Origin of the sequence: Vibrio superstes, from assembly GCF_003569005.1 — a bacterium.
Classification (GTDB): Bacteria; Pseudomonadota; Gammaproteobacteria; order Enterobacterales; family Vibrionaceae; genus Vibrio; species Vibrio superstes.
This window is the reverse complement of record NZ_BCUR01000004.1, coordinates 2394355-2406807: the sequence shown is the minus strand read 5'-3', so window position 1 is coordinate 2406807 and position 12453 is coordinate 2394355. Positions and strand designations below refer to the sequence as shown.

At 45.7% G+C, this 12453-nt stretch carries 13 protein-coding genes; all 13 read left to right on the top strand.

All coding sequences use genetic code 11. The annotated features are described in order from the left end of the window. Window positions 1–503 precede the first annotated feature (503 nt). The 13 genes from D5I41_RS18955 to thiL all read left to right on the top strand — a co-directional run bounded on the left by D5I41_RS18955 (window position 504) and on the right by thiL (window position 12434). Window positions 504–1796, top strand: a complete 1293-nt coding sequence (locus D5I41_RS18955; protein ID WP_119011138.1) for an NCS2 family permease — start codon at window positions 504–506, stop codon at window positions 1794–1796. 27 nt (window positions 1797–1823) lie between these two features. Then, window positions 1824–2288 carry a xanthine phosphoribosyltransferase gene (gene gpt, locus D5I41_RS18950; RefSeq protein ID WP_017028272.1) on the top strand — a complete coding sequence of 155 codons (465 nt, stop codon included), beginning with the start codon at window positions 1824–1826 and terminating at the stop codon, window positions 2286–2288. Window positions 2289–2404: 116 nt separating this feature from the next. Further along, window positions 2405–3643 (top strand): esterase FrsA, encoded by a 1239-nt coding sequence (frsA, locus tag D5I41_RS18945; RefSeq protein ID WP_119011137.1) that lies wholly within the window; start codon window positions 2405–2407, stop codon window positions 3641–3643. 110 nt (window positions 3644–3753) lie between these two features. Continuing rightward, window positions 3754–4143, top strand: coding sequence for a sigma factor-binding protein Crl (gene crl, locus D5I41_RS18940; RefSeq protein WP_119011136.1), 390 nt, complete (start codon window positions 3754–3756; stop codon window positions 4141–4143). A gap of 112 nt (window positions 4144–4255) precedes the next feature. After that, window positions 4256–5365, top strand: a complete 1110-nt coding sequence (gene proB / locus D5I41_RS18935; protein WP_119011135.1) for a glutamate 5-kinase — start codon at window positions 4256–4258, stop codon at window positions 5363–5365. Window positions 5366–5393: 28 nt separating this feature from the next. Beyond that, the gene (locus D5I41_RS18930; RefSeq protein ID WP_119011134.1) at window positions 5394–6644 is read left to right on the top strand and encodes a glutamate-5-semialdehyde dehydrogenase; all 1251 of its coding nucleotides are present in this window, start codon (window positions 5394–5396) and stop codon (window positions 6642–6644) included. A gap of 236 nt (window positions 6645–6880) precedes the next feature. Further along, window positions 6881–7330, top strand: coding sequence for a transcriptional regulator NrdR (nrdR, locus tag D5I41_RS18925; RefSeq protein ID WP_017028267.1), 450 nt, complete (start codon window positions 6881–6883; stop codon window positions 7328–7330). Window positions 7331–7366: 36 nt separating this feature from the next. Then, complete coding sequence (gene ribD, locus D5I41_RS18920) at window positions 7367–8464, top strand: bifunctional diaminohydroxyphosphoribosylaminopyrimidine deaminase/5-amino-6-(5-phosphoribosylamino)uracil reductase RibD (protein ID WP_119011133.1); 1098 nt, start codon at window positions 7367–7369, stop codon at window positions 8462–8464. Window positions 8465–8477: 13 nt separating this feature from the next. After that, window positions 8478–9134, top strand: a complete 657-nt coding sequence (locus D5I41_RS18915) for a riboflavin synthase (RefSeq protein WP_119011132.1) — start codon at window positions 8478–8480, stop codon at window positions 9132–9134. A 45-nt stretch (window positions 9135–9179) separates the two neighbouring features. Continuing rightward, window positions 9180–10289 carry a bifunctional 3,4-dihydroxy-2-butanone-4-phosphate synthase/GTP cyclohydrolase II gene (gene ribBA, locus D5I41_RS18910; RefSeq protein ID WP_017028264.1) on the top strand — a complete coding sequence of 370 codons (1110 nt, stop codon included), beginning with the start codon at window positions 9180–9182 and terminating at the stop codon, window positions 10287–10289. A 138-nt stretch (window positions 10290–10427) separates the two neighbouring features. Continuing rightward, window positions 10428–10898, top strand: a complete 471-nt coding sequence (gene ribH, locus D5I41_RS18905) for a 6,7-dimethyl-8-ribityllumazine synthase (RefSeq protein ID WP_017028263.1) — start codon at window positions 10428–10430, stop codon at window positions 10896–10898. Next, entirely contained in the window at window positions 10898–11368 is a 471-nt protein-coding gene (nusB, locus tag D5I41_RS18900) for a transcription antitermination factor NusB (RefSeq protein WP_017028262.1), read from the top strand. Before ribH ends, nusB begins: the two co-directional genes overlap by 1 nt. Before the next feature lie 97 nt (window positions 11369–11465). Then, the gene (thiL, locus tag D5I41_RS18895; RefSeq protein ID WP_119011131.1) at window positions 11466–12434 is read left to right on the top strand and encodes a thiamine-phosphate kinase; all 969 of its coding nucleotides are present in this window, start codon (window positions 11466–11468) and stop codon (window positions 12432–12434) included. The last annotated feature ends 19 nt before the right edge of the window (window positions 12435–12453 follow it).

The window sequence follows — 12453 nt, the reverse complement described above, 5'->3', positions numbered from 1 at the left end:
TGTATTTCATATAGAGTTTCAACCCTATTTATAGGGTTTTTAAGCATGTGATTGAACTTCGGTTCACCCCTGATATATTGGAAATTTATTACTGATTTCATAAGCCGCCCAGTTTGGAGCGGCTTTTTTTTCGCCTGAATTTCTCATTTGAAGGCAATCAATGGTGATGAACGAGTGGGGATGATGTTAGTTTGAGTGCTCTTCTGATGATTACTGGGTAAGAGGCTTATTTCTATGTGCTACATAAGTGCTGATCTGTAGTTTTTGAGTTGTAACTTTAAGACAAGATGAAATATTAGCCTCGTTTTTCCGAGGGAATTAAGTCTTTCATAGTTATATATATCAATGAGTTAATGTAAGCGTGTACATTAGTGACCTACACATAAAGTGATCCAAATGAATTTATAGCCAAAACAGTATGGTATTTCGTGATGTTACTCACTATAATTCACGCCAATTTAGATACGCAAACGATTACTTTTAGAAACTTTTAGGAATTGATTATGCTCGAGAAGCTATTCAAACTACGTGAACACGGTACCACGGTTCGCACGGAAATCATTGCAGGTATGACTACCTTCCTGACAATGGCGTACATCATCTTTGTTAACCCGTCGATGTTGTCTGCAACTGGCATGGATCACGGTGCTGTATTTGTAGCAACCTGTTTAGCTGCGGCTATTGGTTGTTTCATCATGGGTCTTTACGCTAACTACCCAATTGCTCAAGCCCCAGGTATGGGTCTTAACGCCTTCTTTACTTATGGCGTTGTTCTTGGCATGGGTTATGAGTGGCAGGTTGCACTGGCAGCGGTATTTGTGTCGGGCATCTTGTTCATCTTGCTTAGCTTGTTCCGTATTCGCGAGTGGATTATTAATTCAATCCCTATGTCTCTGCGTACAGGTATCTCTGCGGGTATTGGTTTATTCCTTGCGTTTATCGGCCTTAAGAACGCCGGCATCGTAGTAGATAACCCAGCAACATTTGTTTCTCTTGGTGATATCACGAGTTTGAATGCGGTTCTGGCAGCTGTTGGCTTCTTTATTACTATCGCTCTTGTTCACCGCGGCGTTCGTGGTGCGGTTATGATCGCTATCCTTTGCGTTACCGTTTTCGGTCTGATTTTTGGCGATGTGCAATACAACGGCCTAATGTCAACTCCACCGAGTCTTGCTCCAACATTCATGCAACTGGATTTTGCTGGTGTATTTGAAGTTGGCATGATCTCAGTTATTTTCGCATTCTTATTTGTTGACCTTTTTGATACAGCGGGCACGTTGGTTGGTGTTGCAACTAAAGCAAACCTAATCAAAGAAGATGGCAAGCTACCTCGTCTTAATAAAGCACTACTAGCTGACTCTACAGCCACTTCTGTAGGTGCTTTGCTTGGTACTTCTAACACCACATCATACGTAGAATCAACCGCTGGTGTTGCTGCTGGTGGTCGTACTGGTTTGACTGCAGTAACCGTAGGTGTACTTTTCCTATTGGCTTTGCTGTTTTCTCCATTAGCGGGTATGATTCCGCCCTATGCGACAGCAGGAGCGCTATTTTATGTAGCTATCCTGATGCTTTCTGGTCTAGTGAACATTGACTGGAGTGACATTACAGAAGCTGCTCCTGTAGTAGTAACTTGCTTGCTAATGCCTCTAACGTTCTCTATCGCAGAGGGTATCTCTCTAGGCTTCATCTCTTACGCTGCAATCAAATTGTTGAGCGGTAAGGGACGCGACGTTTCCATGAGTGTTTGGGTTATGTCTGCTGTCTTTATCCTAAAATATGTTTTGACCGCTTAAACGCGTCATTAAATAGGTTTTCAAGTTATGCCAAAAAAATACATCATCACCTGGGATGAAATGCAGACAAACTGTCGTGAGCTTGCTGCTCGCCAAATGCCTGCTGAACAGTGGAAAGGTATCTGGGGTGTGAGCCGTGGTGGCCTAGTACCTGCTGCGATTCTTGCTCGTGAATTAGGTATCCGCTACGTTGATACTATTTGCATCTCAAGCTACGACCATGATCATCAACGTGACATGAGCGTACTTAAAGCTCCTGAAGGTGATGGCGAAGGTTTCCTAATCGTTGAAGATTTAGTGGATAGTGGTGACACTGCACGTAAGCTACGTGAAATGTACCCTAAAGCGAAATTGATCGCGGTATGTGCAAAGCCTTCTGGCGCTGAGCTACTGGACGATTACGTTGTCGATATCGCTCAAGAGACTTGGATTGAGCAACCTTGGGACATGCAGCTGCAGTTCGTTGAGCCAATTAATCGCAAACGCAAGTAATTCGCTCTTCCGATGCTCGCAAAGTATCGCAAAATAATTTTTATATTAAATGCCTCTATTTAGAGGCATTTTTTGTTTATGCTTAAGCATAAGTTCAATTCGAAGATGCCTCTCATATGACTGAAGAACACAAAAAAAATCTTTCCGAACAGCTCTTTTCAAAGCATTTACAAGCCAAGGAAACCTCTGGCTTAACGCAGTACATGCCAAGTAGCCTGAGCATCTTAGAGAATAAGCCACAGCACTCTTGGTATCGTAATCTGCGCCGATTGCAATGGATTTGGCAGGGGGCAGACCCCATTGAACAAGATCAAGTGCTTGCGCGTATCTCCTCATCTGAACATTCTCGAAGCAACGACGAATGGCTAGATACTGTCATGGGCTTTCGTTCGGGAAACTGGGCCTATGAATGGACTCACGCAGGGATGATTCATCAAAAACGCGCAGCCGATTTAAAGGGTGATGACGCCGCCGAGGCTCTCTATAAAGCGAGCCTTTATTTCAGCATTGCAGCATACCCACATATCAAAGGCGATAATCTATCCCTACAAGCTCAAGTATTGGCGAACAAGGCGTACGAAGAAGCATCCCATGCGAGCAAGTATGTGTTCAAGCAACTGAATGTGCCATATAAAGGCAAAACGGTGCAGGCGAATTTGCATTTGCCGCATACTGAACGCCCGTTACCTGTAGTGATTGTTTGTGCTGGGCTAGATAGCGTACAAACCGATATGTGGAAGTTGTTCCTAGATCACTTGGCTCCTAATGAATTTGCAATGCTTACCATTGATATGCCATCGGTGGGTAAGAGCAGTCAATGGACGCTTTCAGAAGATACAAGCTGCCTGCATAAGGCGTTGCTAGATTATCTACCTGAAGTTCCTTTTGTGGATCATTGGAAGGTAGGACTGCTTGGCTTCCGCTTTGGAGGCAATGCTTTGGTTCGCTTAAGTTTTCTGGAGCAAGACAGAATTAAGGCATGCGTTGCAATAGGTTCTCCTGTACACGATATCTTTGCTAATCCAGACAAGCTGGCGAACATGTCGAAGATGTATCTCGATGTTCTTGGGTCTCGTTTAGGTAAATCGCCCATTGATATTCAAAGCTTGGCAGGGCAGATGTCAGCATGGTCTCTTCGCACTCAAGGCTTGCTCGCGGCTCGTCGCACCAATGTGCCATTGCTCGCTATCTCTTTGGAAGGCGACCCGGTAGCGCCGCATAGCGATAATAAATTGATCGCAATGTCGAGTAAGGTAGGAAAAGCGGTGAAGATCCCTTCCAAAAATTTGAGCTCTGGATACCAAAAATCATTAAACTTGGCGATAGACTGGCTTCTTGAAGAATTAAAATCGTGACAAAGATGTTAATTTAATGGCACTATAAGTGTTGCTTATGTAACTGATGAGCAACATAAAATTCGCTGTGCGTTGTTGTGCATGGCGAAGCATAAATAAATGGAGTTATTATGCCAGGTAACCAACCTACTTATCATCGCATGATCGCAAAGCTCAAAGCGATTGGTCCTTATCTACGTGAAGCGGAATGTAAACCCAATCTATTCTTGTTCGATTGTTTGTCTGTTTGTGTCGACGACACTAAATCACCAGAGTGCCGAGAGTTTTGGGGCTGGTGGATGGAACTAGAAAAGCAAGATGATGAAAATATCTGTACCGCTCGCTTTCATCACGGCATGTACAACGCGTCAGGCGCATGGATAGATGAAAAGCTTCCAGCTGCCGCAGAAGCCGAAGTTCAGCGCACTCAAAGTGTTTTTCAAGCCAAAGTGCAGAAACAGCTGAGTGAGCAATTCGCGCTAGAATTCGCTCTGCATGAAGACTCAGAAGCTATCGCTTAGTGAAAAAACCGTTATTCAAGGCGCCTTAGGGCGCCTTTTTGTTTTTTTACTTGTGCATCGGGTCTCAGCTTGCTAAAAATGAGACTCTTTTATCAGTATCATTGAGTAACAAATGCAAGCTAAGACAGTTGTGGTGAAACTTGGCACAAGTGTGCTAACTGGGGGCTCTCAGTTCCTAAACCGCGCCCACATGGTTGATCTCGTGCGCCAATGCGCAGAATTGAAACAGCGTGGCTATAACCTAGTACTAGTATCCTCTGGCGCGATTGCCGCCGGGCGAGAGCATCTAGGACACCCCAAACTCCCCAACTCAATGGCAAGCAAGCAACTCTTAGCTGCGGTCGGTCAATCACACCTTATCCAGGTGTGGGAGTCGTTATTTTCTATCTATGGCCTAAAGATTGGCCAGATGTTGCTGACTCGTGCTGATCTGGAAGACAGAGAACGCTTCCTAAACGCTAGAGATACGATTAATGCCTTAGTTGAGCATGACATTATCCCTATAGTGAATGAGAACGATGCGGTGGCGACTACCGAGATCAAGGTAGGCGATAACGATAATCTATCGGCGTTGGTAGGGATCCTGTGCGGAGCGGACACGCTATTGCTACTGACCGATCAGCCCGGTTTATTTACCGCCGATCCAAGAAACAACCCTGAAGCTGAGTTGATTCGAGAAGTGACCACTATTGACGAAACCTTGCGTAAAATCGCCGGTGGCAGTGGCACGACGTTAGGTACCGGTGGCATGGCGACTAAACTGCAAGCCGCTGACATTGCTCGTCGTGCTGGTATTGAGGTGATCATTGCTGCCGGAAGTGCGCAAGATGTGGTGCTTGAGAGTGTTTCCTCTTCGCCTAGTGGTACGCGCTTCGTAGCGCTTCCTGAAGCCCTTGAAAATCGTAAGCGCTGGATATTGGCAGGCCCTGCGGCAACGGGTGAGATTGTTATCGATGAAGGCGCTGTGAAAGCACTACAAACCAAAGGCAGCAGCCTTCTCGCTAAAGGTGTTATTGGCGTTAATGGTAACTTTGCTCGCGGTGAAGTTGCGCGAGTTATCAGTCAATCTGGAATCTTGATTGCTAAAGGCCTAGTTAGCTATTCCTGTGACGATACGCGCCAGATAAAGGGCATGCACAGCAAACAAATAGGTGAAGCTTTGGGCTATGACTATGGCTCCGAAGTAGTACACCGTGACGATTTAGTTATGATGCAAGATTAAGAGCTTAGAAATTATAGAGGATGACACAGTGGATCTAATTCAACTTGGCCAGCGCGCAAAACAAGCGTCTTTTGCCCTAGCAACGACGACCACAGCAACGAAAAACCAAGCCCTAGCGATTATGGCTGATGAGCTTGAGAAGCAGTCGAAAATTATTCTAGAAGCGAATGCCATTGATATTCAAAACGGTCGTGAAGCTGGCATGAGCGAGGCGCTTCTTGACCGCTTGTTGTTAAATGAAGCTCGATTATCGGCAATTGCTGATGACGTTCGTAATGTCATCAAGTTAAATGACCCTATTGGCAGTGAACTAGACAGCCGCGTGTTGGAAAACGGCTTATCGCTATCTCGCAGACGAGTGCCTTTAGGTGTAGTCGGTGTGATATACGAAGCTCGTCCAAATGTGACCATTGATATTGCTTCTTTGTGCCTTAAAACCGGTAACGCCAGTATTTTGCGTGGCGGCAGAGAGACCTTCCATTCAAACATGGCGTTGGTCAAGGTTATTCAAACGGCACTAGAGCAAGCAGGGTTGCCTGCCGCTTCGGTTCAATACATTGAAAAGCCAGATCGCGAGCTTGTTTCTCAACTATTGAAGCTAGATGACTACGTTGACATGATCATCCCTCGTGGTGGTGCTGGTTTACATAAAATGTGTAAAGAGAACAGTACTATCCCAGTGATCATTGGTGGCTTTGGTATTTCGCATGTGTATGTTGATGAGAGTGCGGATATTGAGCGCTCGTTAACAGTAGTAGAAAACTCTAAGGTGCAGCGTCCTTCTGCGTGTAATTCTTTGGATACCTTGCTGGTTCACCAAGCTATCGCCGAAAAGTTTCTAGGCAAGCTTGCTAACCAATTGAGCGACAAGGTGGAGTTTGTGGCTGATGCTTCTGCATTGCCGTATTTAACCAATGCCGCAAAGCTTCGTGAAGCGACGGATGGAGACTTTGACACTGAATGGCTTGCCTTTATTTTGGGCGTAAAGGTAGTTAAAGATGTGGATGAAGCAATCGAGCATATGCGTGAGCACAATGCGAGCCACTCCGATGCGATCATGACCAATGACCTCTACAACGCAGAGCGCTTTATTAACGCGGCAGGTTCGGCTGCGGTTTATGTGAATGCGTCTACGCGCTTTACTGATGGTGCTCAGTTTGGTCTAGGAGCTGAGGTGGCGGTTTCGACGCAAAAACTGCACGCTCGCGGCCCTATGGGTTTAGAAGAACTCACCAGTTATAAATGGGTTGGAAAGGGTAACTACTTACCAAGACCATAATTAACCCCTGTGGGTAACGGTCTGAAAACCAAGATGATTCAGGTTATTAAGATTTTGACATAAAAAGTAATGAGGGCTCTATCACAGAGCCCTTTTTTGATGCTTAGGGATAGGGCTTCACCCTCGAATCAAATCACTAAATCCGTTACACTAACCAGATCAAATTGCATTGTTAATAATACTCACTAGTAATATCAGCATAGTGTCCCCTTTCATCGTAAAACTATGGAGCTTGTATGCACTGCCCATTTTGTTCAGAGAATGAGACGAAAGTAATCGATTCCCGATTGGTTGCTGACGGGCATCAAGTACGCCGTCGTCGCCAATGCCTAGCATGTAGTGAACGCTTTACCACCTTTGAGACCGCGGAGTTGGTGATGCCAAAGGTGATTAAGTCCAATGGAAACCGTGAACCCTTCAATGAAGATAAATTATCTAACGGTTTGCATCGTGCACTTGAAAAACGCCCAGTAAGTGCTGATGCGGTAGAGCTTTCTATGAGTGTTATCAAATCTAAGCTTCGAGCGACTGGTGAGAGAGAGGTTTCCAGCGATATGATTGGAAACCTTGTGATGGAGCAATTGAAAGAATTAGATAAGGTTGCCTACATTCGTTTTGCGTCTGTTTATCGTAGCTTCGAAGATATCCGCGAGTTTGGTGAAGAGATCGCCAGACTAGAAGACTAACTCTTAGAATAGATTTTCAACCTCAAAGAGTCATAAATGAGTTTTTCTGTATTTGACCATCAGATGATGGCGAAAGCGATAAAGTTGGCTGAAAAAGGCCGCTTTACCACACACCCAAACCCCAATGTTGGGTGTGTCATTACTCAAGGCGAAACTATTGTTGGCCACGGCTATCATATTCGTGCGGGTGGCCCGCATGCGGAAGTGCATGCGTTGCGTATGGCAGGTGAAAAGGCCATAGGTGCAACAGCCTATGTAACACTGGAGCCTTGCTCTCATTATGGGCGCACGCCCCCTTGTGCTGAAGGACTGATTAAGGCGGGGGTTTCCCGTGTTATCTGCGCGATGCAAGACCCGAATCCGCAAGTCTCTGGCAATGGTATCGCCATGCTACAAGAGGCGGGTATAGAGGTTCAGGTAGGTCTACTGGAATCTGAAGCGGAACGAATCAACCGTCCATTTTTGAAAAAAATGCGCACAGGTTTGCCGTGGGTTCAACTCAAAATGGCAGCTAGCCTAGACGGCAAAACAGCTCTTAGTAATGGTCAAAGCCAGTGGATAACCAGTAGCCAAGCGCGTGCAGACGTTCAGCTTTATCGCGCACAATCGGGCGCGATTCTCTCTAGCTCAAAAACAGTGATTGATGATAATGCCTCTTTGAACGTGCGCTTTGCCGAACTGCCAGATGAAATCCAGTCCTTGTATCCAGAGGGTGAGGTTAGACAGCCGCTGCGTGTTATCTTAGATCGTCAGCAAAACATGACCCCAGAACTCACTCAAGAACTGCGCCTGTTTCATACAGAAGGCAATGTGTTGGTGATTTCTGAGCAAAAAAATAGCCAACAAAAGCACATTGATTTACCCGAGCTACTTGCAAAGCTTGCTCGTGAGCACAATATAAACCACATCTGGGTGGAAGCTGGAGCGACACTCGCTGCTAGTTTCATAGAACAGCAGCTAGTCGATGAGCTTGTTGTCTATTTGGCACCAAAGATCATGGGAACCGATGGTCGTGGCTTGATTAACCTATTGGGTTTAACCAGCATGGACCAAACCATTGATCTGAACATTGAACAACTCACCCAAGTAGGGCCGGATATTAAATTGGTTGCTACGTTCAAAACATCAAAATAGAGTAGGAATTACTATGTTTACCGGTATTGTTGAAGCCGTTGGCACGCTCTCTAGCATTACAAATCAGGGCGAAGACATCTCAATCACGGTGGAAACCGGAAACCTGGACATGTCTGATGTCAAATTGGGTGACAGTATTGCCACCAATGGTATTTGTTTGACGGTTGTACGATTTGATAATCGTTCGTTCACCGCAGACTTATCTGTAGAAACGTTGACGAAAACAGGCTTTAGTCAATATCAGGTGGGCGACAGAGTAAACCTAGAAAAAGCCATGCTACCTACCACTCGCTTTGGTGGCCACATTGTCTCAGGGCACGTGGATGGCGTGGGTACTATAGTTGAACGCATTCCTGTGGGTCGCGCAGTAGAATACTGGGTTGAAATGCCTTCAGGTCTTGAGCGCTATGTCGCTCAGAAAGGCTCTATTACCGTCGATGGTATTAGCCTAACGGTGAATGATTTACGTAAGAATGGTTTTAAACTTACTATCGTGCCACACACGTCAGAACAAACCATTATTGATGAATTTGAGGTTGGCAGAAGAGTCAATCTTGAGGTCGATGTCCTTGCTCGCTATATGGAGCGATTGCTTGGTATGGGCTCGAATCAGCAACAAGGTTCCTCTACTATAACGATGGAATTTTTACAACAAAACGGCTTTGCATAGTCGTTTCTATACGCGTGCGACAGACACTTAACTAGGAAAGAAAAAATGCCTATCAGCTCACCGCAAGAAATTATTGAAGATATTCGCTTAGGTAAGATGGTTATCCTAATGGATGATGAAGACCGCGAAAACGAAGGCGATCTTATCATGGCTGCGGAACATATTACTCCTGAAGCCATCAACTTCATGGCAACCTACGGACGCGGTCTTATCTGTCTGACCATGACTCAAGAGCGCTGTGCGCGTCTTGGTCTTCCTCCTATGGTGCAAGATAACAATGCTCAGTACTCAACGGCGTTTACCGTTTCAATTGAAGCTGCTGAAGGTGTGACTACAGGTATTTCTGCTGCTGACCGCGCTGTGACGGTACAAGCGGCAGTCGCGGCTGATGCAAAGGCTGCTGACTTAGTACAACCAGGACACATTTTCCCTCTATCTGCGCAAGATGGTGGTGTACTAACACGTGCTGGACACACTGAGGCTGGCTGTGATTTAGCACGCCTAGCGGGTTGTGAGCCTGCATCGGTTATCGTCGAGATACTAAAAGACGACGGTGAGATGGCACGTCGCCCTGATCTTGAGATCTTCGCTGAAAAGCATGACGTTAAACTAGGTACGATTGCTGATCTGATTGAGTACCGCAACAATACCGAAACAACGATTGAGCGCGTAGCGGAATGCAAAATGCCAACTGAGTTCGGTGACTTTGATATGGTGACGTTCCGTGACACCATTGACAATCAAGTTCACTACGCGCTTCGCAAAGGCGAGGTTTCTGAAGAACCCTGTCTAGTGCGTGTTCACTTACAAGACACCTTTACGGATTTACTGCACTCTAACCGCGATTCTGATCGCAGTTGGTCTCTCGACAAAGCGATGAAACGCATTGGAGAAGAGGGCGGTGTTCTTGTTGTTCTTGGTCACGAGGAAACAAATGAGCAGCTCATCCACAAGCTGAAAGCATTTGAACAGCAAGACAAAGGTGAAGCGCCTACTATGGCTAAGAAACAGGGCACATCACGTCGCGTAGGTGTAGGCTCACAAATCTTGGCTGATATGGGCGTAAGCAAGATGAAGCTGATGTCATCAAGTAACAAACGTTACCACTCTCTGTCAGGCTTTGGTCTGGACGTTGTAGAATACGTGTGTGAATAACAATGAATATGGATGGGTCGCTGTTTTGACCCGTTTAACCAATAACTCGAGAATTAGCTGAAATGATATTAGATCCTAGTCACATTATTGTGCTAGAATCCGGCGATTCTCGCTCATGAGATAGTTGAAGGAAAACTTATGAAAGTCATCGAAGGTGGATTTCCAGCACCCAATGCAAAAATTGCTATAGTAATTTCGCGTTTTAACAGCTTCATTAATGAAAGCTTGTTGTCTGGTGCTATCGATACCTTGAAGCGACATGGACAGGTTGCAGAAGAGAATATTACAGTAGTGCGTTGTCCAGGTGCGGTAGAATTACCACTTGTTGCTCAACGTGTTGCTCGTACAGAGAAATACGATGCTATCGTTTCTCTAGGTACGGTAATTCGTGGCGGAACGCCACACTTCGACTATGTTTGTAGTGAGTGTAATAAAGGTCTAGCACAAGTGTCACTGGAGTACAGCTTACCAGTAGCATTTGGTGTTTTGACTGTTGATACCATAGATCAAGCTATCGAGCGCGCTGGAACCAAGGCTGGTAACAAAGGTGCAGAGGCTGCACTGAGCGCGCTAGAGATGATCAACGTTCTTTCTGAAATCGATTCCTAATGGGGGCCAGTGTGAAACCAGCCGCACGTCGTAATGCACGTCAATTTGCTCTACAAGCTATATATTCTTGGCAGATCACTAAAGAGAATATCGCAACTGTAGAAGAACAGTTTTTGTCCGCTGGAAAGTATGGTGAAGAAGACACCCATGCTGACGAGCCAGCGTTAAATGAACAAGAGACAGATGTAGCATACTTCCGTGACCTGTTGACTGGTGTTGCACTGTCTCACCAAGAGCTCGACAGCAAGCTACGTCCATTCCTTTCTCGTCCTATGCAGGACTTAGACATGATGGAACTGGCTCTACTTCGTCTAGCGATTTATGAGATGACGCGTCGTGAAGACGTTCCTCATAAAGTTGTTATCAACGAGGCGATTGAATTAGCGAAAGTGTTTGCTGCAGAAGACAGCTACAAGTTCGTTAACGGTGTGCTTGATAAAGCAGCACCATCACTTCGTAAAAACAAATAATAGTCGAAACCGATTGTTGAAAATCATATAGTTATAAAGGTCAGCATCTGCTGACCTTTTTTGTATGTGTTGATTAAGTGAATGAAAGGGAGTGAGTGTGGCAGGAGAGTTTGAGCTGATTAGCAAGTACTTTGCTAAACAGAAGCTAAAACGAAGTGATGTTGAATTATCTCAAGGCGATGACTGCGCACTGCTGGTTTCCCCTCCTGATACTCAGATTGCTGTCAGTACTGACTCCTTAGTTGCTGGTACTCACTTTCTTGAAAATGCCAATCCTAAGTGGGTAGGGCATAAGGCGCTCGCCTCCAACATCAGCGATTTGGCTGCTATGGGGGCAGAGCCTGCTTGGGTCTCCATGGCAATCTCACTGCCTGAGCCTGATGAACAATGGCTTGAAGGGTTTTGTGAAGGATTCTTCAGTCTTGCGGATAGCCATAATCTTCAATTGATTGGTGGAGATACCACGCGGGGTCCACTGAGTATTACGCTCACCATTCATGGTTTTGTTCCTGATAAGCAGGCGCTTTTGCGCTCAGGTGCGAAGGTTGGCGATAAGGTCTTTGTCAGCGGATCTCTTGGTGATAGTCATGCTGGCCTTGAGGTGATACTTGATGAAGACAAACGCCTTCTCCCCAATGCCTCGGAGCTTGAACGACGCCATTACTGCGCAAGCTCTAGAGCGAGCTTGGGTATGCTCCTAAGGGGTAAAGCGAGTAGCTGCATCGATATCTCAGATGGCTTGATTTCGGATATAAAGCACATCATGGAGCGCTCTAATGTCGGTGCTGATTTACATTGCGATAAGCTCCCTGTCTCTCAAGAACTGGTTAAGTTTTGCGAGAGTAAGCAAACTGCTCAGAGCTATGCATTAAAAAGCGGTGAAGAGTACGAGCTTTGTTTTACCGTGCCACAACATCTGATAGAGTCAGTGCGTCTGGCTGCGAAAAATGAAGGCGTTCAGGTCACTGAGGTTGGAGAGATCACTGATTCTCAAACCTTGAAACTGTTTCGTAATAACAAAGCCTTACAAGAGAATGTGGCCGGTTTTGACCACTTTCGTGCTTGAATCTATTGACTATAACGAC

Bases quoted from the DNA above. Each gene is read 5' to 3' on its own strand.
- D5I41_RS18955 (WP_119011138.1), top strand. From the start codon at position 504: ATGCTCGAGAAGCTATTCAAACTACGTGAACACGGTACCACGGTTCGC.
- gpt (WP_017028272.1), top strand. From the start codon at position 1,824: ATGCCAAAAAAATACATCATCACCTGGGATGAAATGCAGACAAACTGT.
- frsA (WP_119011137.1), top strand. From the start codon at position 2,405: ATGACTGAAGAACACAAAAAAAATCTTTCCGAACAGCTCTTTTCAAAG.
- crl (WP_119011136.1), top strand. From the start codon at position 3,754: ATGCCAGGTAACCAACCTACTTATCATCGCATGATCGCAAAGCTCAAA.
- proB (WP_119011135.1), top strand. From the start codon at position 4,256: ATGCAAGCTAAGACAGTTGTGGTGAAACTTGGCACAAGTGTGCTAACT.
- nrdR (WP_017028267.1), top strand. From the start codon at position 6,881: ATGCACTGCCCATTTTGTTCAGAGAATGAGACGAAAGTAATCGATTCC.
- ribD (WP_119011133.1), top strand. From the start codon at position 7,367: ATGAGTTTTTCTGTATTTGACCATCAGATGATGGCGAAAGCGATAAAG.
- D5I41_RS18915 (WP_119011132.1), top strand. From the start codon at position 8,478: ATGTTTACCGGTATTGTTGAAGCCGTTGGCACGCTCTCTAGCATTACA.
- ribBA (WP_017028264.1), top strand. From the start codon at position 9,180: ATGCCTATCAGCTCACCGCAAGAAATTATTGAAGATATTCGCTTAGGT.
- ribH (WP_017028263.1), top strand. From the start codon at position 10,428: ATGAAAGTCATCGAAGGTGGATTTCCAGCACCCAATGCAAAAATTGCT.
- nusB (WP_017028262.1), top strand. From the start codon at position 10,898: ATGGGGGCCAGTGTGAAACCAGCCGCACGTCGTAATGCACGTCAATTT.